This window comes from Jannaschia marina (genome assembly GCF_013404595.1).
Classification (GTDB): Bacteria; Pseudomonadota; Alphaproteobacteria; order Rhodobacterales; family Rhodobacteraceae; genus Jannaschia; species Jannaschia marina.
The window spans coordinates 204,643-226,830 of sequence record NZ_JABVAX010000002.1; the positions used below are offsets into that span (position 1 = coordinate 204,643).

Genomic DNA, 22,188 nt, shown 5'->3' on the forward strand with positions numbered 1-22,188 from the left:
GTCGCCAACCGGCGAGCAGGCTGTTAGCCGATCTGCAAGAGGCTGATATGCCGCGCTTCGATACCGGGCGTGCCAGAGACGCGGACAGCGATTTCGCCCTCGAGGAGGATCCGGGTCTCTCCGTCCGTCGCGACGATCTCGACAACCGGAGCGGTCGCGCCATCGTATTCGATCTCGATCGCGTCTGACGCCGGTTCGAAGTCGGTGATGATCGGCACATCCGCGGCACCGCCGTCGGTTGTGAAGGCGGCGGCGGAGGCCGCGCGGAAGAGGAAGAGGTCGTGTCCTTCGCCGCCGGACAGACTGTCGCCCGGGCCACCGGCGATCGTGTCGTCACCCGCGTCGCCCGAGAGCAGATCGCCGTCGTCCCGATCGGTGCCGTCGGCCCGCAGGACGGAGCCGTCGAGCAGGTCGTCACCCGCCCCGCCCTCGAGCGTATCGGCCCCCTCGCCGCCGAAGAGCCGGTCATCGCCGCTGCCGCCGATCAGACGGTCGTCGCCGTCCCCGCCCGAGAGCAGGTCGTCGCCCGCGCCACCGTGAAGGGTGTCGTCGCCCGTGTCGCCGATCAGCTGGTCGCGGTCGTCGCCGCCGTCGAGCAGGTCGTCGTCCGCACCCCCGTCGAGGACGTCGCGGCCCGCGCCGCCGCTGAGGTTGTCGTCGCCATCGTTGCCCACCAGCATGTCGTTCAGGTCTCCGCCGACAAGGTCGTCGTCCCCGGCGTTGCCCAGCATCGCGTCGCCCGCCAGATCGACCGGCGTGTCGAAGGAGCCGGCGATGCGATCGGTCAGGTGATCGCCGCCGATCTGGTCGCGAGGTGCGAGGCCGGGCTCCTCTTCTGGAAGTTCCGGCGGAAGCGGTGGCTGCGGCTGAACGCCGTCAAGCAGGTCTCCGATGTCCATGCGCTCCGTCTCGTCGTCCGTGGCGGCACCCGCCTCCTCGCCCCGGTCCACGTCGGGCGAGGCGTCGTCGCCGTCGGCCGCCTCGGTCAGCGGGAGGGCCATCATGACGCCCGAAACGAACAGCCCCGCGAGGCCCGCGATCAGCAGCATGTTTATCCTTTCCGGGCAGAGACCCGTCCGACGCGCCGCGAGATACGGCCTCGGGCCGTCTAGCACATCGACTTGCAAAGCCCATAGAACTAAAGAGTTAACGCGTTAATGCATGTCTGCGGCCATCCCGGGGTCGGGGCTTCCCATGGCCCGGGAATCGGTGTAGGCGGATCTCTCTCCAAGGGCCCTGCTGGACGACATCCCGGCTCGTGCCATTCCTCTAACCGTGAAGGAGCCCCCGATGTCGATCACCGTCGAAGAGAAGAACCGTCTCATCAAGGAATACGCGACCAAGGAAGGCGACACCGGGTCGCCCGAAGTCCAGATCGCGATCCTGACCTCGCGCATTTCCACGCTGACCGAGCACTTCAAGACCCACAAGAAGGACAACCACTCGCGCCGTGGCCTTCTGAAGCTCGTCGCGCAGCGCCGCAAACTGCTCGACTACACCCGTGGCAAGAGCGAAGAGCGTTATCAGGACCTCATCAAGCGCCTCGGCATCCGCCGCTGAGCAGGCGCGGAGCCGCATCGAGACGGGGCCGTCCTTCGGGGCGGCCCTTTTTCGTATGCGCGCCCGTCCGCGACGCAGGCGCGCACCGGCTTCCCAAAGGCGGGCACTTCCGTTACATGCCCCCCATCTGAGACGTGACGCCCCGGCCCCGGCGTCGTGCAAAGGAACAGGGGCCGGCGGCAATGGGGCCGCCAGACACACGGAGGACCCGGGAGGGCCCGGGCTCGCCTCCAGACAGGAAACGATATGTTCAACACCGTTAAGAAAGAAATGGAGTGGGGCCACGATACCCTCACTCTGGAAACCGGCAAGGTCGCGCGCCAGGCCGACGGCTGCGTCATCGCCACCTATGGCGAGACGTCCGTCATGGCCGCCGTCACCTACGCAAAGGCACCGAAGCCTGGGCAGGACTTCTTCCCGCTGACCGTGCACTACAACGAGAAATACTACGCCGCCGGCAAGATCCCCGGTGGTTTCTTCAAGCGCGAGGCGCGCCCGACCGAGAAGGAGACGCTGACGTCGCGCCTGATCGACCGGCCGATCCGTCCGCTCTTCGTCGAGGGCTTCAAGAACGAGGTTCTCGTCATCTGCACCGTGCTGAGCCACGACCTCGAGAACGACCCCGACGTCGTCGCCATGATCGCCGCCTCGGCCGCGCTGACGATCTCGGGCGCGCCTTTCATGGGGCCGATCGCCGGTGCCCGCGTGGGCTTCGTCGATGGCGACTACATCCTGAACCCGTCCGTCGACGATATGCAGGACCTCAAGAACAACCCCGAGCAACGTCTCGACCTCGTCGTCGCCGGCACCAAGGACGCCGTGATGATGGTCGAGTCCGAAGCCTATGAGCTCTCGGAAGCCGAGATGCTCGGCGCGGTGAAGTTCGGCCATGACCAGATGCAGCCCGTGATCGACCTGATCGTGTCGCTGGCCGAGGACGCGGCGAAGGAGCCGATGGACTTCCAGGCCCCCGACTACTCCGCGATCCTGGCGCGCGTCACCGAGCTCGGCGAGCAGAAGATGCGCGACGCCTACGCGATCACCGACAAGCAGGAGCGCACCTCGGCAGTGGCCGCCGCCAAGGAGGCCATCAAGGCCGAGTTGAGCGAGGAGGAGCTCGAGGATGCGAACCTCGGTACCGCGCTCAAGAAGCTCGAGTCGAAGGTCCTGCGCGGCGACGTCGTCAAGAACGGCAAGCGCATCGACGGCCGCGCGCTCGACACCGTGCGCCCGATCGTCTCCGAGGTTGGCATGCTGCCCCGCACGCACGGCTCCGCGCTCTTCACCCGTGGCGAGACGCAGGGCCTCGTGGTGACCACGCTCGGCACGGGCGACGACGAGCAGTTCATCGACGCGCTGCACGGCAACTTCAAATCCAACTTCCTGCTGCACTACAACTTCCCGCCGTACTCCGTCGGTGAAGTGGGTCGCTTTGGTCCTCCGGGTCGTCGTGAGATCGGCCACGGCAAGCTCGCCTGGCGCGCGCTTCAGGCGGTTCTGCCGTCGTCGACCGACTTCCCCTACACCGTGCGTCTCGTTTCCGAGATCACGGAGTCGAACGGCTCCTCGTCGATGGCCACCGTCTGTGGCGGCTCGCTGTCGATGATGGACGCGGGCGTTCCGCTGAAGGCACCGGTCGCAGGTGTGGCCATGGGCCTCGTGCTGGAAGACGATGGCGACTACGCGGTCCTGACCGACATCCTGGGCGACGAGGATCACCTCGGCGATATGGACTTCAAGGTGGCGGGCACCGAAGCGGGTATCACCTCGCTCCAGATGGACATCAAGGTCGCCGGCATCACGCCCGAGATCATGGAGACGGCGCTCGCGCAGGCGAAGGACGGCCGGGTCCACATCCTGGGCGAGATGGCCAAGGCCCTTTCCGAGGCATCCGAATTCTCGGAGCACGCGCCGCGCATCGAGACGATGCAGATCCCGACCGACAAGATCCGTGAAGTGATCGGCTCGGGCGGCAAGGTCATCCGCGAGATCGTCGAGGTTTCGGGTGCCAAGGTCGACATCAACGACGACGGCATCATCAAGATCGCCTCCGCCAACGGCGAGGCCATCAAGAAGGCCTACGAGATGATCCACTCCATCGTCGCGGAGCCGGAAGAGGGCAAGATCTACAAGGGCAAGGTCGTCAAGATCGTCGACTTCGGTGCCTTCGTGAACTTCTTCGGCAAGCGCGACGGCCTCGTCCACGTCAGCCAGATCGAGAACCGCCGCCTAAACCACCCCTCCGACGTCCTCAAGGAAGGGCAGGAAGTCTGGGTCAAGCTGCTGGGCTTCGACGATCGCGGCAAGGTCCGTCTCGCCATGAAGATGGTGGATCAGGAGACCGGCGAGGAAGCGGCGGCGGAAACCGCCGACTGAGCTCTGCCGCTCCGACAGGATCGAAAGCCCCGGCCGCGCGCCGGGGCTTTTTCTTTTCGCGGGACGGTCGCGGGGTATTCGATCGCATCCGCTCACGATCCGGCGGTGCATCGTGAAGAAGCTTTAAATGTAGCGCCGTCGGCGGCGCGTTAGCCCCGGGGGCAGCCCCCGCATTCCGCGTCGGCCTGTCCCGCCTTCGGAGCCTTCGAATGACCCGTCAGATCCTCCTCGCCGCGTGTGCGGCCTTCGCCCTCGCCACCCCTGCCGTCGCAGAAGACAGCTATTTCGCCTTCTTCGGTGGCCTCTCGTCGCTCGACAATCCGACCTTCTCGGGCGACGTGACGCCGCCCGGCGGCCCGCAGACTGTCGACACCGATTTCGACAGCGGCTTCGGTCTGGGCGTCGCCTATGGCCGCGGTTTCGGTGCCCTGGGTGCTGCGGCCCGTCTGCGGGGAGAGATCGAGTTTTCCTTCGCCGACAGTAACGTCGACTCGATCGCGTTCTCCGGCAACGGCCCGGCGGCGGAGATCAACGTCGGGGGCGATCTGCGGACGAGCCGGCTTTTCGGCAATCTGCTGGTGGATTTCGAGACCGGCGGGGCCTTCACTCCGTACCTCGGGGCGGGCCTCGGCATCGCGCACACGGAGAGCGATCTCGTCTACGGACCGGGCGTGCGGATTGACGACAGCCATACGGGCCTCGCTGCGCAGCTCATCGCCGGCGCATCCTATCGCATCGACGAGCGCTGGAGCCTGACCGGCGACGTTCGCTACATCCGCGACTTCGATGTCGAACTCGACCGCCTCGCCCCGACCGGCGCGCTGACCGGCGTGGTCGAGGAGGACATCGACAGCCACGCAGTGAACATCGGCCTGCGCTACCGGTTCTGAGCCGGCGGTCGTCGTGTGCCGTCCGATCTGGCCGGGCCGTTGGGGCCGGGCACTCCTTTTGGCAACGGCATGTCGCTTGCCACGCTCCGCCCGGTCCTCCGAGGCTCGTGTGAGGATCTGGGCGATGTCGGACGCGGGAGCGATCTGCGCCCCGTCTGTCTGCCGTTCGATCACCTGACAAGGACCGTGCGCCCGGCGGCACCGCACGTCCTCATGTGACGTCAGGCCGCGGCAGCCGCCCGGTCGGAGGTTGTCGCGCCGCCGAAGCGTTCGATCGCGCCGGAGAGAGCCTGCGCGCTCGCGCGGAGCGTCTGGCAGGCACCGGTCGTCTCCTCGAACATGGTCGCGTTTTCCTGCGAGACGCGATCAAGGTCGCGCAGGGCGGCGTTGATCGCATTGACGCCCGTGGCCTGTTCCTCGGTCGTGGCGGCGATCGCGCCGATCCTGGTGGCGACCGTCTCGACCGCGGCGATGATGTCGCCGAGTGCGGCCCCGGTGTCCTGCACAAGGGCCGCCCCGCGCTCGATCTGGCTGCCGGATTGCTCGATCAGGGCATTGATGCGGTTCGCGGCCTCGGACGAACGGGCGGCAAGCGCGCGGACTTCCGCGGCGACCACCGCGAAGCCTCGGCCCGCCTCGCCGGCCCGCGCGGCCTCGACCCCGGCGTTGAGGGAGAGCAGGTTGGTCTGGAAGGCGATGTCCTCGATCATCGAGGTGATCTTTCGGACCTCGCCCGCCGAGCTCTGGATTTCGCCCATGGCGGCGATCGCCTGATCCATGATGCCGGCCCCGGTCTGTGCCGCCGCGCCGGTGACGCCGACGCTGCTCTCGGCTTCGCCGGCGTCCTCGGCCGTCGTCCGGATCAGCTGCGTGAGCTGATCGGTGGAGCGCGTGATCTCCTCCAGCGTTGCCGCCTGTCGTTCCGTTCGTTGCGACAGGTCGGTTGCCGCCGCGGCGATCTCGTCGGTCTCGAGCCGGATTGTGCCAGCAGTCTTGCGCACTTCGCCCATCGCCTGTTCCACGGCTTGCAGGGTCGCGTCGAAGCTGTCTCCGAAGGTGGCGAATTCGGAGGGGAGGGCTCCGCCGATCCGCGCCCCGAGTTCCCCGCGTGCCAGGGCGGCCAGGGCATCGTGGATGATTTCCATCGCCTCGGCCTGCAGGCGATGCTCTTCGGCCGCGCGCTGCGCGAGCGCCTCCCGTTGTTGCCCTGCGATCGCGTCCAGTTCGTCCGCACGCCTGGTCTCTGCGAGGCCGCGGGCAAGGGCGGCTTCGGCCTCGCCCCGTGCCGTTTCGGCGGCGGTGCGCGCGGTCTCCGCTTCCTCGCACGCGGCGCGGGCGACGCGCTCGGCGTCCCGTGCCTGGATGGAGGCGGTCCGGGTCGCGGTCTGTTCGCGTTTCGTGGCCTCGATGAGGCGCATCCGTGTGTGGATCGCGCCGCACAGTGCCGCCACGGTCAGCAGGACCGCACCGACATGCAGGAACATGCGCTGTAGGCCCGCGAAGAGCGAGACGACATCCGACCCGTAGACGAGGGCAGGCATAACCACCGTCAGGATGCCGTGATGTATCGCGATCGCGCCCGCCGCGGCTATGAGCGGACGGTGGTCGACCATGGCCGCGAGCGCCGCCAGCGCGGCCAGGAAGTAGAGATGGACGTCGAGCTGCCACGGATGTCGTTCGAGGGCGGCGATCAGAAGCATCACCTGCCCGACGAGGGCGAGTGCAATTCCGATGCGCCCGATCTCCGGGCTCAGCCGGCACATTGCCCAGCCGAGGAGCGGGAGGGCCAGAGCCAGGACGGTGAAGAGGAGGAAGGGGCGTCCGAGAACTGCGGCCGCCAGGATGACCGGAAGCGCCGCCGCGACCGATGCCTGCAACAGGTAACGCGCCGCGGTGCTCCGGCTCCGTTCGAGGGTCAGCTCAGGCATTGGTGGTGCACAGAAAATCGGGGAGGGTCGCCGCATCCAGCAGGACGACAGGTCCGCCCCGTCGCAGCCGGTCGAGAAAATCCGGAGCCTGCGAATGCGCGACGAGGCCGAGGCGGGCGCTGAAGCCAAGCACGGGATATCCGCCGGCTCGAGCGACGCGCCGTGCGGCGGACGTGCCGCCGGGCAGGGCGATGACGAGGGCCGGGCGGCCGGCGCGCGCCTCGGGGAGCGAGGCGGCGAAGGCCACCGCTCCGACGAGGGGAAAGAACGGGATCAGTGCCGTTGCCGCAAGGAGCCTCAGGGTTTTCATGCCGCCCCGTCTAGCAGCCGAGTCTTTCCGAAGGCTTAACCTGCCTCAGCCGTTCCGCGGCGGCACGTCCAGTCCGGCCTGAACGCCGTCGCGGGCCATGAAGCGGTCGAAATAGGCCTGAAGGTTCGGGTGATCGTCCCAGCCGACCAGATCCTTCGTGCCGTAGAAGTTGAGCGCGTTGAGCCACGGCACGATGGCGATGTCGGCGATGGAAAAATCGCCCGCGATCCAGTCGCGCCGGCCCAAGGCTGTCGAGAGTACGGACAGCAGCCTGCGCCCCTCCTCGGCGTATTTCTCGCGCGGGCGCGGATCGTCGATCTCCTTGCCGGCGAACTTGGTGTAGAACCCGAGCTGCCCAAGCATCGGGCCGAGACCGCCCATCTGCCACATCACCCATTGCGTGACGCGGGCGCGGTCGGCAGCCGTCGTCCCGCCGAGCTTGCCCGTCTTCTCTGTCAGATAGAGCAGGATCGCTCCGCTCTCCCAGAGGCCGAGGGGACCGTCCGGGCCGTCGGGGTCGATGATCGCGGGGATCTTGTTGTTGGGGTTGAGCGACAGGAAGGCGTCGGACTTCACGTCGTCATCCGCGAGCGTCACGCGATGCGCCTCGTAGGGCAGGCCCATCTCCTCGAGTGCGATCGACACCTTGACGCCGTTGGGCGTGGGAAAGCTGAAGAGTTGCAGGCGCGTCGGGTCCTGCGGCACCCAGCGTTCGGTGATCGGAAAGGCGGAGAGATCGGCCATTCGGGGCTCCATTCAGGTCTGCGGAGTCACACCTATGCGTTTCCCCAACGTAAGAAAACAGGTGACTTTGTTGCCGATCGCGCTTCAACCTGCGCGCGGGCACCGCAGTATCGGGCCCGATCGGGAATGGTAGAACGAGGAAGACATGATCAACGAGTTCAAGGATTTCATCGCCAAGGGCAATGTTATGGACATGGCCGTCGGCATCATCATCGGGGCGGCCTTCACGGCCATCGTGACGTCGCTCGTGGGCGATCTGATCAATCCGATCATCGCGCTCTTCACAGGGGGGATCGACTTCTCGGGCTGGTTCTACGTGCTGGGCGACGGGGAATGCGCGTCGGTCGAGGCCTGCACGGAGGCCGGTATCTCGGTCTTCGCGATCGGGAACTTCCTGATGGCGGTCATCAACTTCCTGATCGTGGCCTTCGTCGTCTTCATGCTGGTGAAGATGGTCAACCGCATCAAGGCCGCCGCGGAGAAGCCTCAGGATGTCGCCCCCGAGGTCGAGGCCGGACCGTCCGAGCTCGATATCCTGATCGAGATCCGGGATGCGCTGAAGAAGGCGTGAGGCCCTTCTCCAGATAGGGGAAAGGGCCCGCCTCGGCGGGCCCTTCGCGTGTTCAGGCCAGAACGCTGTCGGGGTCGACCGAAGCGAGACCGAGCGCTTCGCCCACCGCCGCGTAGGTCAGCTTGCCGGCGTGGACGTTCAGGCCGTTCTTGAGATGTACGTCGTCGGCACAGGCCTGCTTCCAGCCCTTGTTGGCGATGTCGAGCATGAAGGGCAGCGTCGCGTTGCCGAGCGCCAGCGTCGAGGTGCGCGCGACAGCCCCCGGCATGTTGGCCACGCAGTAGTGCATGATGCCATCGACGTCGTAGATCGGATCCTGGTGCGTGGTGGCCTTCGAGGTCTCGAAGCAGCCGCCCTGGTCGATTGCGACGTCCACGATGGCGGCACCCGGCTTCATGTGCGCGAGATCGGCGCGCTTCACCAGCTTCGGTGCGGCGGCCCCCGGGATCAGCACGGCCCCGATGACCATGTCGGCCCCCATGACCAGTTCGGCGGTATTGCCGGCGCTGGCGTAGCGCGTCTGGAAGACCGAGCCGAAGGCATCGTCGAGATAGCGCAGGCGGGGCAGCGAGCGGTCGAGGACCGTAACGTTCGCGCCCATGCCGGCGGCGATGCGCGCCGCATGGGTCCCGACGACGCCGCCCCCGATGACCACGACCGACGCCGGGCCGACGCCCGGCACGCCGCCCAGCAGGACGCCGCGGCCGCCGTTGGCCTTCTGCAGGGTCCAGGCCCCGACCTGCGGGGCCAGGCGACCGGCGACCTCCGACATCGGCGCGAGCAGCGGGAGACCGCCCATTCGGTCGGTCACCGTCTCGTAGGCGATGCAGGTCGCGCCGCTCTCCAGCAGGTCCTTCGTCTGCTCCGGATCGGGGGCCAGGTGCAGGTACGTGAAGAGGATCTGGCCCTCGCGCAGCATCTTGCGCTCGACGGCCTGGGGCTCCTTCACCTTCACGATCATGTCGGCCTTGGCGAAGACCTCCTCGGCGGTGGGGATGATCTTCGCGCCGACGGCCTCGTACTGCGCGTCATCGAAGCCCGAGCCCTCGCCCGCGTTCGTCTCGATGATGACCTCGTGACCATGCGCGATCGTTTCGAGCGCGGCGCTCGGCGTCATCCCGACGCGAAATTCTTGCGGTTTGATTTCCTTTGGGCAGCCGATCAGCATCCGAAGTCTCCCTGAGTTTGCATTCCGGCGCAGCATAGGAGCGACGCCACGCATTTTCGTCTTTATGGGAGGCGCTTGACGGCTTAGAAGCGCAATAATAACGCAAGTAAACGAATTAATGCAGGAGAATATCGCGTGATTTTTCAAATCGACGATACCGATGCCCGCCTCTTGCGTCTGATTCAACGCGATGCGCGACTCACCGCCGTGCAGCTCTCGGAAAAGCTGAACCTGTCGCCCTCGGCCTGTCACCGACGGTTGCAGCGTCTCGAGGCGGCGGGCGTGGTCGCCGGTCGCGTGGCGCTTCTCGATGCGCGGGCAGTTGGGCGGTCGACCATCGTGATGGTGGAGATCAGCCTGTCGAGCCAGGCCGACGACGTGCTCGACGCCTTCGAGGCCGACGTCGCCCGCATCCCGGACGTGCTGGAGTGCCATCTGATGACGGGGGCCTATGACTACCTGCTGAAGGTCGTCGCGCAGGATTCGGAGGATTTCGCCCGCATCCACCGCCGCCATCTGGCGAGCCTGCCGGGGGTGGCGAAGTTGCAGTCGTCCTTCGCGCTCAAGACGGTGTTCGCGACGACGGCGCTTCCGGTCTGACGGTTGGATGAGCGACTTGACCGGGGGCCGGCCCCCGGACCCCCGGAGTATTGTCGAAGCAGAGAACGGGCCCTGGCTCAGGCAAGCGCCCAGGTCAGCGCGGCGAAGACGAGACCGCCTGCGAGCATCGCCTGGATGACGTCCTTGCGCCAGATGCCGACGGAAAGCGCCACGCCGGCCGCCAGCAAGCGCAGCGGGTCGGGTGTGCCGCCGGTGGCCTCCGGCCAGAGCAGGATCGGCGCGACGAGGCCGGGCAGCACCGCGACCCCCGTGAACCGCAAGTGGCGCAGGAGCCAGGGCGGCATCGGCCGGTCGCCGATCAAGCCCAGGAAGACGAAGCGCGTCATGTAGGTGAGCGCGCCCAGAACGGCGATGATGGTCCAGACGGTTGCGTCGCTCATGCCGCGTCCTCCGTGCGCCGCGCGACCTCCGCGCCGACGACCATGCCTGCGAGTGCCGCCGCGATCAGGCCAAGGTTATAGGGCATCCACCACATCAGGAGCGTGCCCGTCACGGAGACGAAGGCCGCCGCCAGATGCGCGCGGCTCTTGAGCATGGGTGCAACGAGGGCGACGAAGGCGAGCGGCAGGGCGAAGTCGAGTTGCCAGCTGTCGGGGATGCGCGCGCCGACCAATGCACCGGCAAGGGTGGAACCGACCCAGGCCGGAAAGACGGGCAGGGCGATACCCGCGAAGTAGGCCACCTTGTCGGCGATGCTCCAGCGCGTCTCTTCCTCGTATTTCGCCTGCGCGAGCGCATAGGTCTGGTCGACCAGCAGATAGGAGATGATGGCCCGCTGCCAGAGCGGCGCGGCCCCGAGATGGGGCACAATGCTGGCCGAGTACATCACCATCCGCAGGTTCACGGTGAGCGCCGAGAGCACGACCACGGCCGCCGGAGCGAGATCGACGATGAGCTGCACGGCCGCGAACTGGGACGCGCCCGCGATGACGAGCACCGAAAAGGCCATGACCTGCGCGAGCGGCAGGCCGGCCTCGACCCCCAGCACGCCGAAGAGCATGCCGAAGGGTACCATGACCACGAGAAAGGGCAGGCCCTCGGCCACGCCGGTTCGGAAGGGGGGTCTCATCTTGCATCCCGGGGGCTGGGGCGACACCTTGGGCCTAACCGCCCCAAACCCCGGTCACAAGTGTCCACGCTCACGCCCACCACCCTCCTCGTCGCCCCCGACCCGACCGCCCCGCGGCTGACGCGGGCCGTCACCGGCATCGACCAGACCGGCGCGCAGGTCGATCTGCGGGTCGTGGAGGAGCGGCCGCTGACGATCTACCTCAACAGCCGCGAGATCGTGACCGCGATGACCGTGGGCGAGCACCCCGAATGGCTCGCGCTCGGGTTCCTGACGAACCAGGGCATGGTCCGGGGGAACGATACCGTCACGGGTATCGACTACGACGCGGAGCTCGAGACCGTCGTGGTGCGCACGGCGGTCGAGACGGACCACGAAGCGAAGCTCGCGCGCGCCACGCGGACCTCGGGCTGCGCGGTGGGCACCGTCTTCGGGGACATGATGGAGGGGCTCGAGGGGCTGACCCTGCCGGCTACACGGCTGAAGGTCTCGGACCTGCAAAGCCTCTCGCAGGCGATCAACCGCACGCCGTCGCTCTACCTCGAGGCCGGGGCGATCCATGGCACATGCCTGTGCCGCGGACCCGACCCGCTCGCCTACTTCGAGGATGTGGGGCGCCACAACGCGGTCGACACGCTTGCCGGATGGATGCGCGCGACGGGCACCGGGGCCGAAGACAAGACGCTCTACACCACCGGGCGGCTGACCTCCGAGATGGTCATCAAATGCGCGCTCATGGGAATCCCCTGCCTCGTCTCTCGCTCGGGTTTCACCGCCTGGGGCGTGGAGATCGCGCGGCAGGTCGGGCTGACGGTGATCGGGCGCATGAAAGGAAACCGTTTCCTCTGCCTCTCGGGGGCGGAGCGGGTCGAATGGGACGGCTGATCCGGGTTTTATCACTCTGTCTGCTCGCCGCCGCTCCGGCGCGCGCGGAACTCACCCTGAGCCTCGACCGGCTTGCCGCGACAGAAGCCCCCATCGTCACGACGACCTACGGGGCGATGCGGGTGACCGAGACCATCGCCCATGTTCACGCGGCACCGCCCGACAAGACGCTGACGCGGGTCGCGACCTGCCTGCGCGATGGCGCGCTGCGCAACGGCAAGGCGGATCTTGCCGCCTACGACTGGCCCGGTGAGCGCGATGCCCGGAGCCACGAGCTCTGCCTGCTCGCCCTCTTCCTCGCGCTCGGCGACCGGGCCGGGGTGAACGACTGGGTCGCGGCCGTGATCGCTCCGGCTGCGGACCCCGAGTGCCCGGCGGTCTGGGACGTGAAGCAGGCCGGCCGATGGGGTCCGGCCCGCGTCCATGTCTGGCGCAGCCGGGTCGCGCCGCCGCTGGCCATCGACGTGCTCGACCGCGCTGGGGCCTGGTCGGAGGAGCTCCGCGCGCCGGTCCACTCGCTCCTGCGGGTGACCTACGACCCGGAGGGTCGGCCACTCGCCGTAAAATACGACGCCTTTACCTTCGGTGACCGCTACGGCCTCGCCCGCTGCGGCTGAGAGGCCGGAACCGGATCTCGGCCCGCCGCATTTACCTGATGTTAACTCTGTCACCGGGTCCATATGAATCTCCTGCGCCCTCTCTCCCTCGGTTGCCTTGTCGCCGCTCTCGCCCTTCCGGCGGCGGCGCAGGGTGTGTTTCGTCCCGTCGAGGTGAGCGCGCCGGTTCTCCTGCGGGAGCCTGCCTCGGCCCCCGCGCCCGTTGAGACGCGAAACATGCGCGCCCATCTGCCCGCCCCCTGCGCCAAGCGGGTCGGCTGCACCTTCGCGATCGCCGAGCGGCCCGGGACGCGCACGCTCGACGCGGCGGACCTGCCCCGGCATTGCGCGCTCGACCCCGCGCCGGGCACCACGGGGCTCGACCCGCTGTCCTACGACATCTGGCGCAAGCGCAGTCTAGACGATCACGAAACCTGTCTCGCGGCGATCTTCGAAGGTCTAGGCGGGTGGCGCGACATCGCGGCCTGGCTGCGCGCCAAGGGGTTCACCGATGAGGGCGGCATCCGCATCGCCCATCTGCCGGAGGAGGCCGCCTCCGCCGCCGCATTGAGCGCGAGCCGCGACAGCAGCGGTCTTCCCCAGATCACACCCTCGCGCCGCGTGGTGGAGAACGGGCTGCACACTGGTCCGATCCACATCAACGCGCTCCTCGACGCGGAGGGGCGCTTCGTCGATCTCGTCCTGACGAAGAACCGGCGGTTCTGACCGCTTGCGCCCGGCGGCCGTCCGGGACAGGGATAGGGCATGATCCAACCCCATGGCCTCATCCTTGCCGGCGGGCGGGCGACCCGCATGGGCGGCGGCGACAAGGGCCGCCTGCCACTGGCCGGGCGGACCCTCGTGGACCGCGTGATCGCGACCCTCGCCCCGCAGGTCGACCGCCTCGCGCTCAACGCCAACGGCGACCCCGATCGCTGGTCCGACCTCTGCCTGCCCGTTCTGCCCGACGACCTGCCGGAGCAGCCGGGGCCTTTGGCCGGCGTGCTCGCCGGGCTCGATTGGGCGGCCGGCCTCGGCTGTCCGCATATCGTGACCGCAGCAGCTGACACGCCCTTCCTGCCGCCCGACCTCGTGCCGCGCCTGCTCGACGCCGCCGGACCCTCGGGCCTCGCCCTCGCTGCGACGCAAGAGGGTCAGAAGACCTGGCCGCAGCCGACCTTCGGCCTCTGGCCCACCGCGTTGCGGCACGATCTGCGCGCGGCACTCGAAGGTGGCACGCGCAAGATCCTGCACTGGACCGATCGGCACGGCGCGGGTCTCGCCGTGTTCCCGACCGAGCCGTGGGATCCCTTCTTCAACGTCAACACGCCGGAGGATCTGGCGCGGGCGGAGGCCATGGCATGATCCTGATGGGGATCATCGGTCACAAGAACGCCGGCAAGACGACACTTACCGCGGCGCTCGTCCGTGAGCTGACGGGACGGGGCCTGACGGTCAGCACGCTCAAGCGCACGCACCACGCCATCGACCTCGACCGGCCGGGCACCGACACCTTCGCGCACCGGCAGGCCGGGGCGGCGCAAGTGATCCTCGCCACCGACCGTCGGCTTGCCCTGATGGAGGAGGTGAGCGATCCGACGATCGAGCATCTGCTCTCTCGCCTTGCACCCTGCGACGTGGTTCTGGCCGAGGGGTGGAAGCGCGGCAGCCATCCCCGGATCGAGGCCTGGCGGCCGGAGACCGGCCAGCCTCCGCTCGCGCGCGCCGACGCGACCATCCGCGCGGTCGCCGCGACGGGTGACCCGGGCGTGGCGCAGCCCGTCCTGCCGTTGGGCGATATCGCGGCCATCGCGGATTTCATATGTTCGAGCTGATCCTCGTCGCCGACTGGTCGGCCAGCAGCACGCGCGATCCCGCGACGCCCAAGAAGGACGCGGTCTGGATCTGCGCCGATCTGCACGGGGAGCAGACGGTCCAGTATTGCCGCACCCGGGCCGATGGCATCGCCTTCATCGAGGACTGGCTCGCGCGGGGGCATCGCACGCTTCTCGGCTTCGACTTCGCCATGGGCTGGCCCGCGGGCTTTGCAGAGGTGCTGACCGGGGAGCGCCGCGCCTTGGCCGTCTGGGATTGGCTCGCCCAGCGGATCGAGGACGGGGCGGACAACCGCAACAACCGCTTCGACGTGGCACAGGAGATCAACCGGGCCTTTCCCGGCGTGGGTCCGCTCTGGGGCCACCCGGCGGGGCGCAGCTACCCAGACCTGCCCGAACGGGGCCGTGACCGTTGCGATCATGGCGTGCCCGAACATCGGCGGGTGGAGGATTATGCGCCGTCCGCGCAATCGGCGCTCAAGCTCTTCACCACCGGGTCTGTCGGGTCCCAGGCGTTGATGGGCTGCGCGGCGCTGGCCGGGCTGCGCCGGCGTCATCCGTCGCTGACCGTCTGGCCGCAGGAGACGGGGTTCCGCTTCGTCCCCGATACCGATCTCATCGTCGAGATCTACCCGAGCCTCCACGAGCCGGACCCCCACGAGATCAAGGATGCCGGGCAGGTCATGGCCACCGCCCGGGCCCTGCGCGCCGCCAGTGCCGACTGGTTCACCGCGCCGGCCGTCGAGCCGGATGCTGACCGGATCGCCGCCGAGGAGGGCTGGATCCTCGGCGTGCTGCCGCCCTCCTCCTGCTTCGCACTGCCGCCCGGCACCGACTGGACACCCGTCGATACCGCGCTCGAGACGCTACGCCGCGACTGCGCGCCGGTGACCGGGATCGAGGACGTTCCGGTGGGCACGGCCACGGGGCGCATCCTTGCGCGAAGTCTCGTGGCGACCCGCGCGAACCCGCCCGCGACGAACGCCGCCGTCGACGGCTGGGCCTTCGACCATGCCACCCTGCGCCCCGGTCCGATCCCAGTGGCCCCCGGGCGCGCCGCCGCCGGCCAGCCCTTTGCCGGGGTGGTCCCGCCGGGGCACGCGCTGCGCATCCTCACCGGGGCCGAGGTGCCGGCGGGGGCCGATACCGTCGCGCTGCAGGAAGACGCGATGGTCGAGGGCGACCGGCTGAAGCTCAAGGCGATCCCGAAGGCGGGGGCGAACACGCGCGGAGCCGGGGAAGACGTGGCGACCGGCGATCCGGTGCTGCCCGCGGGGCGCCTGATGCGCCCGACCGACGTCGGATTCGCGATCGCCGCCGGTCACGGGACGCTGCCGGTCCGGACACCGCTGCGGGTGGGGGTGCTCTCGACCGGCGACGAGATCACCGCCCCCGGCAGCCTGACCGGCATTCCCGACGTGAACCGTCCGATGCTGCTCGCGATGCTGCGCGCGTGGGGCCTCGCGCCGGTGGATCTCGGTTGCGTGCCCGATGCGGGCAATGCGCTCGCGGCCGCGCTCGACGGGGCCGAGGTGGACGCGATCCTGACCTCGGGCGGGGCAAGCGCGGGGGACGAAGACCATCTTTCCCGGCTCCTGCGGGACCGGGGCGGCGTCCACCACTGGCGGATCGCGATCAAGCCCGGACGTCCGCTCGCGCTCGGGCGATGGAACGGCACGCCGCTCTTCGGGCTGCCCGGCAACCCGGTGGCCGCCTTCACCTGCGCCGCGCTCTTTGCCCGGCCCGCGCTCCTGCAGATGGCCGGGGCGGGCTGGCGCATGCCGGAGCGGCTCTCGGTGCCGGCGGCCTTTTCCAAGCGCAAGAAGGCGGGGCGCACGGAGGTCTTGCGCGCGCGCCTGCGGGACGGGCGGGCCGAGGTCTTCCGCTCCGAGGGGTCGGGCCTCGTCTCGGGTCTGTCCTGGGCCGAGGGTTTCGTCCTGCTGGACGATGCCGCGCGCGACGTCGAACCGGGCACCCCCGTGCCCTACCTGTCGTTCGCGGCCCTCGGCCTCGGCTGACCGGCCCTAGCGGTCGATCCCGTTCGAACGCGCCACGAAATCGACGAGATGGGGCACGTAGTCCTCCGGGCCATCGCCGCCGGTGTTCACGGCCATCGCGTAGCTGTTCTTGATCGCCGACTGCAGCGGGTTTGCCACCGCCGATCCGTCGGCCATGGCGGCGAGATAGCGCATGTCCTTCAAGGCATTCGTCAGCGTGAACTTGTGCGCCTCCGGATTGCCCTCGACGGCGTAGCCCATGAAGGTCTGGTAGAAGCCGCAGTCCATGCGGCTGCCGCGGATGACGCTGTCGAACATCTCGGTTCCCACGCCCGATTTCTCGGCCAGCGCCAGCGCCTCGGAGTAGAGCGCGCCGTAGCCCATGGCGAGAAAGTTGTTCAGCAGCTTCATCTTATGCCCCGCGCCCGGGCCACCGATGCGGACGATGGCCTTGGCCCATGTGGCGATCACCGGCTCGACGCGGGCGAAGACGTCTTCTCGCGCGCCGACCATCGCCGCGAGTTCGCCCGTCGCGGCCTGCGCCGGCGTGCCTCCGAGCGGCGCATCGCACCAGTGCAGGCCGGCGGCCTCGGCCTCGGCGGCCAGCTTCTCGGTCGAGACGGGGTTCGCGGTGGAGCAATCGACGATGACGCCGCCCTCGGGCATGTGGGCGATGAGCTCCGCCACGATGGCCTCCACCTGCGGGGAGCCTGGGGCGCAGATGTGGACGATATCGGAGGCCCGCGCCAATTCGGCGAGGTCGGCGGCCTCGGTCGCCCCCTGCGCCACGAGGTCCTCGACGGGGCCACGGTTGCGATGGGCCACCACGGTCATCGGATGGCCCGCCTTCATCATGCTGGCCGCCATGCCCTGACCCATCAGGCCCACGCCCACGAAACCGATCTTTTCCATCTTGTCCTCCCGTCCGGCTCAGATCGAGCCGGCTTCCACCATGTAGTTGTTCGCACTGCACATCGCCGCGTCGTCCGACGCGAGAAAGAGGACCATCCGAGCCACGTAGACCGGGTCGATCAGGTCCGGCAGGCACTGCCGCGCCGCCTGCGCCTGGAGCGCTTCGGGCGTGGCCCAGAGCTCCTTCTGCCGCTCGGTCATGATCCAGCCGGGCACGACCGTATTCACGCGGATGCGGTCACGCCCGAGGTCGCGCGCCATCGTCCGGGTGAGCCCATGGACAGCCGCCTTGGCCGTGGCATAGGCCGGGAAGCCGCCGCCGGCCTCCCACCAGGAATTGGACCCCATGTTGATGATCGAGCCCCCGCCCTTCGCGGCCATGTCCGGCGCGACCGACTGGATCGCGAAGAACATGTGCCGCAGGTTGGTGTTCATGCGGTCGTCCCAATAGTCCGCGGTGACCTCGCGCCAGTCGTGCCGGTCGTCCCGCGCGGCGTTGTTCACCAGCACGTCGGCCGGGCCGATCCGCGCGCGCAGGGCGGCAAGACCAGCCTTGAGCGCGTCGATGTCGCGCAGGTCGCAGACCTCATGCGTGACGCCCTCGTGCGCCTCCGACATCGCCTGCGCCCCCTCGGCATCGAGATCGAGAAAACCCACCCGAGCCCCCTGCGCCGCGAAACCCGAGACGATCTCGGCCCCGATACCGGAGGCTCCTCCCGTCATCATCACGGTCCTGCCTCTGAGGCTCGGGTAAGTGGCGAAATCCTGCATCACTGCTCCTCCTGCGGCCGGTTGTCTCAGGCCGGGCAGGGTGCCGCAAGGGCAGGGGCGCTGTTGCGGCTGTGCGGGGGCGAACCGATCAGCGCTTGTTGCGCAGCCGGATCACGACGTCGACCTTGGTCACTTCCATGCCGTCGGGGGCGTCGGGCAGGTTCACGATCTCGAGCGCTTCCGTTCCCGCGTCGGACAGGCGGCCCTCCTCCTCCCAGTAGAAATGGGGGTGGTCGTCGAGCTTGGTGTCGAAGTAGCTGCCGGTGCCGTCGACGGTGATCTCCTGCACGAGGCCGGCCTCGGTGAAGGCGCGCAGGGTGTTGTAGACCGTGGCGAGCGAGACCTTGTCGCCCGAAGCGCGGGCGGCGTCGTGTAGCCACTCGGCCGTGACATGGCGGTCGCGACCGTCGCCCACGAGAAGAGACGCGAGAAGAACCCGCTGCCGCGTCGGCCGCAGATTCGCGCCGGCCAGCCAGCTTTCGCCGCGGGCCCTGGATGACTCGGTCATACCCATCGACATCAATATAGGGTGTCCTGCGAATGGTTTTCAAACGGATTCACCCGGATTTCTGTGACGCAGCGGCAAGACACGCAGGGTTGCGACGTTGAAACATCGGGTGATAGGGGGTCGGAAACGGCCGAGAGGGGGCACCATGAGCCAGTATCCGACGCAGTTCGACCGCGAAGACCTGCTCAAATGCGCGCGTGGAGAGCTGTTCGGGCCGGGCAACGCGCAGCTGCCTGAGCCGCCCATGCTCATGATGGACCGGATCACCGACATCTCGGGCGACGGCGGCCCGCATGGCAAGGGTCATGTGATCGCCGAATTCGACATCAAGCCCGACCTCTGGTTCTTCGACTGCCACTTCCCCGGCAATCCGATCATGCCCGGCTGCCTCGGCCTCGACGGGCTCTGGCAGCTGACGGGGTTCAACCTCGGATGGCGCGGCTGGCAGGGGCGGGGCTACGCGCTCGGCGTGGGCGAGGTGAAGCTGACGGGCATGGTGCGGCCCGACCGGAGGATGCTGACCTACAGGGTCGACTTCACCAAGGCCCTGCAGACCCGCCGCCTGACGATGGGCGTGGCCGACGGCATCGTCGAGGCCGACGGCGAGGTCATCTATCAGGTCAAGGACATGAAGGTCGCGCTGTCGGAGAGCTGATCTCCAGGTAACTGAACGATTGAATCCGCACCCGTCACAGGCATATCGGGCGCGAAGGACTGAACGAGAGGAGCCACGCAATGTTGCGTCGTGTCGTCGTCACCGGGATCGGGATCGTCTCGCCCATCGGAAACTCGCCCGAGGAGGTCGAGGCGTCCCTGCGCGCGGGCAAGTCGGGGATCACCTTCTCCGAGAGCTACGCCGAGCACGGCTTCCGCAGCCAGGTCCATGGCGTACCCGACATCAAGGTCGAGGATCATATCGACAAGCGGCAGCTGCGCTTCATGGGGCCCGGTGCGGCCTACAACTACATCGCCATGGAGCGGGCCATCGCGGATGCGGGCCTGACCGAGAACGAGGTCTCGAACGAGCGCACGGGGCTCGTCATGGGCTCCGGCGGCCCGTCGACCTCGAACTTCTTCACCGCCTTCGACACCGTAATCAACAAGGGCAGCCCCAAGCGCATGGGCCCCTTCATGGTGACGCGCTGCATGTCGTCCACCAACTCCGCCTGTCTGGCGACGCCCTTTGGAATCAAGGGCGTGAACTACTCGATCACCTCGGCCTGCACGACCTCGCTGCACTGCATGGGCAACGGCGTCGAGCAGATCCAGTTCGGCAAGCAGGACATCGTCTTCGCCGGCGGCGGCGAGGAGGTCGACTGGACGCTGTCGTGCCTCTTCGACGCGATGGGTGCGATGTCGTCCAAGTACAACGACGCCCCCGAGACGGCGTCCCGCCCCTACGACGCGACGCGGGACGGCTTCGTCATCGCGGGCGGCGCGGGCGTCGTCGTGCTGGAGGAACGGGAGCGCGCCATCGCGCGCGGGGCCACCATCTACGGCGAGGTCACCGGCTACGGCGCGACTTCGGACGGGGCCGACATGGTCGCCCCCTCGGGCGAGGGCGGGGAGCGGGCCATGCGCCTCGCGCTCAGCCAGCTGCCCGAAGATCGCGAGATTGGCTACGTCAACGCCCACGGCACCTCCACGCCGGTCGGCGACATCAAGGAGATCGTGGCGCTGCGCAACATCTTCGGCACGGGCAGCACGCCGCCCGTCGGCTCCACCAAGTCGATGACGGGCCACTCGCTCGGGGCGACCGGAGTGCAGGAGGCGATCTATTCGATGCTGATGATGAACAAGGGTTTCATCGCCCCGTCGATCAACGTGACCGAGCTCGACCCCGAACTCGACCCGGCGGAAATCAACACCGAACTGAAGGACGGCGTGGAGATCGACTCGATCCTCTCGAATTCCTTCGGCTTCGGCGGCACGAACGGGACCGTCATCATTTCGAAGCACCGGGCCTAGGAGACGGTGGGCATTGGGATGTCCAACCTATGGCGGGACACGAGGCAAGAGCGGACAGATCTGAGGTGAACCCGATGGACATGAACGGAAAGCGCGGGCTCATCATGGGTGTGGCGAACGAGCGGTCGATCGCCTGGGGGATCGCGCGGGCGCTGTCGGCGGCGGGGGCGGAACTGGCCTTCACCTACCAGGGCGAGGCCTTCGGCAAGCGGCTCGCGCCGCTGGCCGAGAGCATCGGCGCGACCACGCTCCTCGATGTGGACGTGACCGACGATGCTTCGCTCGACGCGGCGTTCGCGGAACTTGAGAAGGGCGGCCGCCTCGACTTCGTCGTCCATGCGATCGCCTTTTCCGACAAGTCCGAACTGACGGGGCGCTTCGTCGACACGAGCCGCGCGAACTTCAAGCATTCGCTCGACATCTCCTGCTATTCGCTGATCGAGGTCGCGCGCCGTGCCGCGCCGTTGATGACCGAGGGCGGCACGATCCTGACGCTGACCTTCGACGGCTCGCAGCGGGTCATGCCCTTCTACAACGTCATGGGGGTGGCGAAGGCCGCGCTCGAGGCGTCGGTGCGCTACCTCGCCTCCGACCTCGGGGCCGAGGGCATCCGCGTCAACGCGATCTCGCCCGGGCCGATGAAGACGCTGGCCGGAGCCGCGATCGGGGGCGCGCGCAAGACCTTCCGTCACGCCGAAACGAACGCGCCGCTGCGGGCCAACGCAACGCTCGAGGCGGTGGGCGGCACGGCGCTCTATCTCTGCTCAGAGGCGGGAGCCTGCACGACCGGAGAGGTGATTCACGTGGACGGCGGCTATCACGTCATGGGGATGCCCCGGCCGGAGAATATCTGATCGCCGCGGCGGGATCGGCGGATAATCGTCAACGATTGCACGCCGGCCGGCGGATCGTCGCCGGAATTGAGTCAAAATTGTGTCTTTTTGCCGGTAAATCAGATGATTAACCCTATTTTAGTCTTTCTCGTCGGACATATGTTTCGAACTTGATTTAAAGGCGAGCATTACCGTGGCCCCTCAACTCCAATCCTTTCTGCACGACGAGACCGGCGCGATCTCTTTCGACTGGCTGATCCTGACAGCGGTGCTGGCCGCGACCGGCCTCTCGGTGGTCAAGACCGTTTCTGGCGGCGTCGGGGAGGTGTCCGTCGACGTCAGCAGCCAGTTGCGCGGCCAGGTCATCCGACAGAGCTTCGGCGATCCCGATCTCTGTTCGACGGGCATCGACGGTCTGCGGGCGCGGGAAGCGGCGCGGGTCGCGGCGGGTGGAAGCGACCCGGTCGACGTCGATGGCTGGTTCGCGACCCATGGCGCACGCTTTACCGACGCGGGCCTGCGGGCCGAGCGCGACCGGGTCGCGCGTGTCGCCGATAGGCAGGACGGATGGTCGCGGGACCATACCATTCAGGGTCTTCTGGAGTGCAAGATGGCGCACCGCGGCATCTGACGCCTTCCTCTCGAC

The 22,188-nt window shown here is 68.1% G+C and carries 25 protein-coding genes; 15 read left to right on the forward strand and 10 right to left on the reverse strand.

All coding sequences use genetic code 11. From position 1 onward, the window contains the following. Positions 1 to 23: 23 nt before the first annotated feature. On the reverse strand, positions 24 to 1,049 hold the full coding sequence (locus HSX43_RS04770; protein WP_235962503.1) for a calcium-binding protein: 1,026 nt from the start codon (positions 1,047 to 1,049) through the stop codon (positions 24 to 26). Positions 1,050 to 1,290: 241 nt separating this feature from the next. Here HSX43_RS04770 and rpsO point away from each other — a divergent pair, with 241 nt between their 5' ends. From rpsO to HSX43_RS04785, 3 genes are all read left to right on the forward strand, one after another. Next, the gene (gene rpsO / locus HSX43_RS04775; protein ID WP_179378957.1) at positions 1,291 to 1,560 is read left to right on the forward strand and encodes a 30S ribosomal protein S15; all 270 of its coding nucleotides are present in this window, start codon (positions 1,291 to 1,293) and stop codon (positions 1,558 to 1,560) included. Positions 1,561 to 1,806: 246 nt separating this feature from the next. After that, complete coding sequence (gene pnp, locus HSX43_RS04780; protein WP_179378958.1) at positions 1,807 to 3,936, forward strand: polyribonucleotide nucleotidyltransferase; 2,130 nt, start codon at positions 1,807 to 1,809, stop codon at positions 3,934 to 3,936. A 209-nt stretch (positions 3,937 to 4,145) separates the two neighbouring features. Then, positions 4,146 to 4,826, forward strand: coding sequence for an outer membrane protein (locus HSX43_RS04785; RefSeq protein WP_179378959.1), 681 nt, complete (start codon positions 4,146 to 4,148; stop codon positions 4,824 to 4,826). A 221-nt stretch (positions 4,827 to 5,047) separates the two neighbouring features. Here HSX43_RS04785 and HSX43_RS04790 read toward each other — a convergent pair whose 3' ends face one another. Genes HSX43_RS04790 through HSX43_RS04800 form a run of 3 tightly spaced genes read right to left on the reverse strand, consistent with a single transcriptional unit; the run spans position 5,048 to position 7,808 of the window. Next, the gene (locus HSX43_RS04790) at positions 5,048 to 6,754 is read right to left on the reverse strand and encodes a methyl-accepting chemotaxis protein (RefSeq protein WP_179378960.1); all 1,707 of its coding nucleotides are present in this window, start codon (positions 6,752 to 6,754) and stop codon (positions 5,048 to 5,050) included. Then, the gene (locus HSX43_RS04795) at positions 6,747 to 7,064 is read right to left on the reverse strand and encodes a hypothetical protein (protein ID WP_179378961.1); all 318 of its coding nucleotides are present in this window, start codon (positions 7,062 to 7,064) and stop codon (positions 6,747 to 6,749) included. Before HSX43_RS04795 ends, HSX43_RS04790 begins: the two co-directional genes overlap by 8 nt. Before the next feature lie 45 nt (positions 7,065 to 7,109). Continuing rightward, positions 7,110 to 7,808, reverse strand: coding sequence for a glutathione S-transferase family protein (locus HSX43_RS04800; protein WP_179378962.1), 699 nt, complete (start codon positions 7,806 to 7,808; stop codon positions 7,110 to 7,112). A 145-nt stretch (positions 7,809 to 7,953) separates the two neighbouring features. Between HSX43_RS04800 and mscL the strand changes: the two genes are divergently transcribed. Beyond that, a complete protein-coding gene (mscL, locus tag HSX43_RS04805; protein ID WP_179378963.1) occupies positions 7,954 to 8,379 on the forward strand; it encodes a large conductance mechanosensitive channel protein MscL in 426 nt (141 codons plus the stop codon). A gap of 52 nt (positions 8,380 to 8,431) precedes the next feature. On the opposite strand, the gene ald is transcribed toward mscL, so the two are convergent. Then, on the reverse strand, positions 8,432 to 9,547 hold the full coding sequence (gene ald / locus HSX43_RS04810; protein ID WP_179378964.1) for an alanine dehydrogenase: 1,116 nt from the start codon (positions 9,545 to 9,547) through the stop codon (positions 8,432 to 8,434). A gap of 135 nt (positions 9,548 to 9,682) precedes the next feature. On the opposite strand from ald, the gene HSX43_RS04815 reads away from it, so the two are divergent. Then, positions 9,683 to 10,147 carry an Lrp/AsnC family transcriptional regulator gene (locus HSX43_RS04815; RefSeq protein WP_328795048.1) on the forward strand — a complete coding sequence of 155 codons (465 nt, stop codon included), beginning with the start codon at positions 9,683 to 9,685 and terminating at the stop codon, positions 10,145 to 10,147. 77 nt (positions 10,148 to 10,224) lie between these two features. Here the strand turns inward: HSX43_RS04815 and HSX43_RS04820 are convergent, their stop codons facing one another. Both HSX43_RS04820 and HSX43_RS04825 read right to left on the reverse strand, forming a co-directional pair. Further along, positions 10,225 to 10,548 (reverse strand): AzlD domain-containing protein, encoded by a 324-nt coding sequence (locus tag HSX43_RS04820; protein ID WP_179378965.1) that lies wholly within the window; start codon positions 10,546 to 10,548, stop codon positions 10,225 to 10,227. Beyond that, entirely contained in the window at positions 10,545 to 11,237 is a 693-nt protein-coding gene (locus HSX43_RS04825) for an AzlC family ABC transporter permease (RefSeq protein ID WP_179378966.1), read from the reverse strand. Before HSX43_RS04825 ends, HSX43_RS04820 begins: the two co-directional genes overlap by 4 nt. Positions 11,238 to 11,297: 60 nt before the next feature. Here HSX43_RS04825 and HSX43_RS04830 point away from each other — a divergent pair, with 60 nt between their 5' ends. From HSX43_RS04830 to HSX43_RS04855, 6 genes are all read left to right on the forward strand, one after another. Beyond that, complete coding sequence (locus tag HSX43_RS04830) at positions 11,298 to 12,122, forward strand: formate dehydrogenase accessory sulfurtransferase FdhD (protein WP_179378967.1); 825 nt, start codon at positions 11,298 to 11,300, stop codon at positions 12,120 to 12,122. Beyond that, positions 12,110 to 12,739, forward strand: coding sequence for a hypothetical protein (locus HSX43_RS04835; protein ID WP_179378968.1), 630 nt, complete (start codon positions 12,110 to 12,112; stop codon positions 12,737 to 12,739). The genes HSX43_RS04830 and HSX43_RS04835 overlap by 13 nt, the downstream gene beginning before the upstream one ends. A gap of 216 nt (positions 12,740 to 12,955) precedes the next feature. Continuing rightward, positions 12,956 to 13,444 (forward strand): hypothetical protein, encoded by a 489-nt coding sequence (locus HSX43_RS04840; RefSeq protein WP_179378969.1) that lies wholly within the window; start codon positions 12,956 to 12,958, stop codon positions 13,442 to 13,444. Between the two features lie 39 nt (positions 13,445 to 13,483). After that, on the forward strand, positions 13,484 to 14,083 hold the full coding sequence (gene mobA, locus HSX43_RS04845; protein ID WP_179378970.1) for a molybdenum cofactor guanylyltransferase MobA: 600 nt from the start codon (positions 13,484 to 13,486) through the stop codon (positions 14,081 to 14,083). Then, a complete protein-coding gene (mobB, locus tag HSX43_RS04850) occupies positions 14,080 to 14,553 on the forward strand; it encodes a molybdopterin-guanine dinucleotide biosynthesis protein B (protein ID WP_179378971.1) in 474 nt (157 codons plus the stop codon). Before mobA ends, mobB begins: the two co-directional genes overlap by 4 nt. Beyond that, a complete protein-coding gene (locus HSX43_RS04855; RefSeq protein WP_179378972.1) occupies positions 14,541 to 16,571 on the forward strand; it encodes a molybdopterin-binding protein in 2,031 nt (676 codons plus the stop codon). Before mobB ends, HSX43_RS04855 begins: the two co-directional genes overlap by 13 nt. Before the next feature lie 6 nt (positions 16,572 to 16,577). On the opposite strand, the gene HSX43_RS04860 is transcribed toward HSX43_RS04855, so the two are convergent. The 3 genes from HSX43_RS04860 to irrA form a co-directional block, all read right to left on the reverse strand. Continuing rightward, entirely contained in the window at positions 16,578 to 17,462 is an 885-nt protein-coding gene (locus HSX43_RS04860) for an NAD(P)-dependent oxidoreductase (RefSeq protein ID WP_179378973.1), read from the reverse strand. Between the two features lie 18 nt (positions 17,463 to 17,480). Next, on the reverse strand, positions 17,481 to 18,233 hold the full coding sequence (locus HSX43_RS04865) for an SDR family NAD(P)-dependent oxidoreductase (RefSeq protein ID WP_179378974.1): 753 nt from the start codon (positions 18,231 to 18,233) through the stop codon (positions 17,481 to 17,483). An 88-nt stretch (positions 18,234 to 18,321) separates the two neighbouring features. After that, positions 18,322 to 18,741 (reverse strand): iron response transcriptional regulator IrrA, encoded by a 420-nt coding sequence (gene irrA, locus HSX43_RS04870; protein WP_179379277.1) that lies wholly within the window; start codon positions 18,739 to 18,741, stop codon positions 18,322 to 18,324. 145 nt (positions 18,742 to 18,886) lie between these two features. Here irrA and fabA point away from each other — a divergent pair, with 145 nt between their 5' ends. The 4 genes from fabA to HSX43_RS04890 all read left to right on the forward strand — a co-directional run bounded on the left by fabA (position 18,887) and on the right by HSX43_RS04890 (position 22,173). Further along, on the forward strand, positions 18,887 to 19,396 hold the full coding sequence (gene fabA / locus HSX43_RS04875; protein WP_179378975.1) for a bifunctional 3-hydroxydecanoyl-ACP dehydratase/trans-2-decenoyl-ACP isomerase: 510 nt from the start codon (positions 18,887 to 18,889) through the stop codon (positions 19,394 to 19,396). 83 nt (positions 19,397 to 19,479) lie between these two features. Further along, positions 19,480 to 20,709, forward strand: coding sequence for a beta-ketoacyl-ACP synthase I (fabB, locus tag HSX43_RS04880; protein ID WP_179379278.1), 1,230 nt, complete (start codon positions 19,480 to 19,482; stop codon positions 20,707 to 20,709). A gap of 74 nt (positions 20,710 to 20,783) precedes the next feature. Beyond that, positions 20,784 to 21,563 (forward strand): enoyl-ACP reductase FabI, encoded by a 780-nt coding sequence (locus tag HSX43_RS04885; RefSeq protein WP_179378976.1) that lies wholly within the window; start codon positions 20,784 to 20,786, stop codon positions 21,561 to 21,563. Positions 21,564 to 21,735: 172 nt separating this feature from the next. Continuing rightward, a complete protein-coding gene (locus HSX43_RS04890) occupies positions 21,736 to 22,173 on the forward strand; it encodes a hypothetical protein (protein WP_179378977.1) in 438 nt (145 codons plus the stop codon). The last annotated feature ends 15 nt before the right edge of the window (positions 22,174 to 22,188 follow it).

Bases quoted from the DNA above. Each gene is read 5' to 3' on its own strand.
- HSX43_RS04770 (WP_235962503.1), bottom strand. From the start codon at position 1,049: ATGCTGCTGATCGCGGGCCTCGCGGGGCTGTTCGTTTCGGGCGTCATG.
- rpsO (WP_179378957.1), top strand. From the start codon at position 1,291: ATGTCGATCACCGTCGAAGAGAAGAACCGTCTCATCAAGGAATACGCG.
- pnp (WP_179378958.1), top strand. From the start codon at position 1,807: ATGTTCAACACCGTTAAGAAAGAAATGGAGTGGGGCCACGATACCCTC.
- HSX43_RS04785 (WP_179378959.1), top strand. From the start codon at position 4,146: ATGACCCGTCAGATCCTCCTCGCCGCGTGTGCGGCCTTCGCCCTCGCC.
- HSX43_RS04790 (WP_179378960.1), bottom strand. From the start codon at position 6,754: ATGCCTGAGCTGACCCTCGAACGGAGCCGGAGCACCGCGGCGCGTTAC.
- HSX43_RS04795 (WP_179378961.1), bottom strand. From the start codon at position 7,064: ATGAAAACCCTGAGGCTCCTTGCGGCAACGGCACTGATCCCGTTCTTT.
- HSX43_RS04800 (WP_179378962.1), bottom strand. From the start codon at position 7,808: ATGGCCGATCTCTCCGCCTTTCCGATCACCGAACGCTGGGTGCCGCAG.
- mscL (WP_179378963.1), top strand. From the start codon at position 7,954: ATGATCAACGAGTTCAAGGATTTCATCGCCAAGGGCAATGTTATGGAC.
- ald (WP_179378964.1), bottom strand. From the start codon at position 9,547: ATGCTGATCGGCTGCCCAAAGGAAATCAAACCGCAAGAATTTCGCGTC.
- HSX43_RS04820 (WP_179378965.1), bottom strand. From the start codon at position 10,548: ATGAGCGACGCAACCGTCTGGACCATCATCGCCGTTCTGGGCGCGCTC.
- HSX43_RS04825 (WP_179378966.1), bottom strand. From the start codon at position 11,237: ATGAGACCCCCCTTCCGAACCGGCGTGGCCGAGGGCCTGCCCTTTCTC.
- HSX43_RS04835 (WP_179378968.1), top strand. From the start codon at position 12,110: ATGGGACGGCTGATCCGGGTTTTATCACTCTGTCTGCTCGCCGCCGCT.
- HSX43_RS04840 (WP_179378969.1), top strand. From the start codon at position 12,956: ATGCGCGCCCATCTGCCCGCCCCCTGCGCCAAGCGGGTCGGCTGCACC.
- mobA (WP_179378970.1), top strand. From the start codon at position 13,484: ATGATCCAACCCCATGGCCTCATCCTTGCCGGCGGGCGGGCGACCCGC.
- mobB (WP_179378971.1), top strand. From the start codon at position 14,080: ATGATCCTGATGGGGATCATCGGTCACAAGAACGCCGGCAAGACGACA.
- HSX43_RS04855 (WP_179378972.1), top strand. From the start codon at position 14,541: ATGTTCGAGCTGATCCTCGTCGCCGACTGGTCGGCCAGCAGCACGCGC.
- HSX43_RS04860 (WP_179378973.1), bottom strand. From the start codon at position 17,462: ATGGAAAAGATCGGTTTCGTGGGCGTGGGCCTGATGGGTCAGGGCATG.
- HSX43_RS04865 (WP_179378974.1), bottom strand. From the start codon at position 18,233: ATGCAGGATTTCGCCACTTACCCGAGCCTCAGAGGCAGGACCGTGATG.
- irrA (WP_179379277.1), bottom strand. From the start codon at position 18,741: ATGACCGAGTCATCCAGGGCCCGCGGCGAAAGCTGGCTGGCCGGCGCG.
- fabA (WP_179378975.1), top strand. From the start codon at position 18,887: ATGAGCCAGTATCCGACGCAGTTCGACCGCGAAGACCTGCTCAAATGC.
- HSX43_RS04885 (WP_179378976.1), top strand. From the start codon at position 20,784: ATGGACATGAACGGAAAGCGCGGGCTCATCATGGGTGTGGCGAACGAG.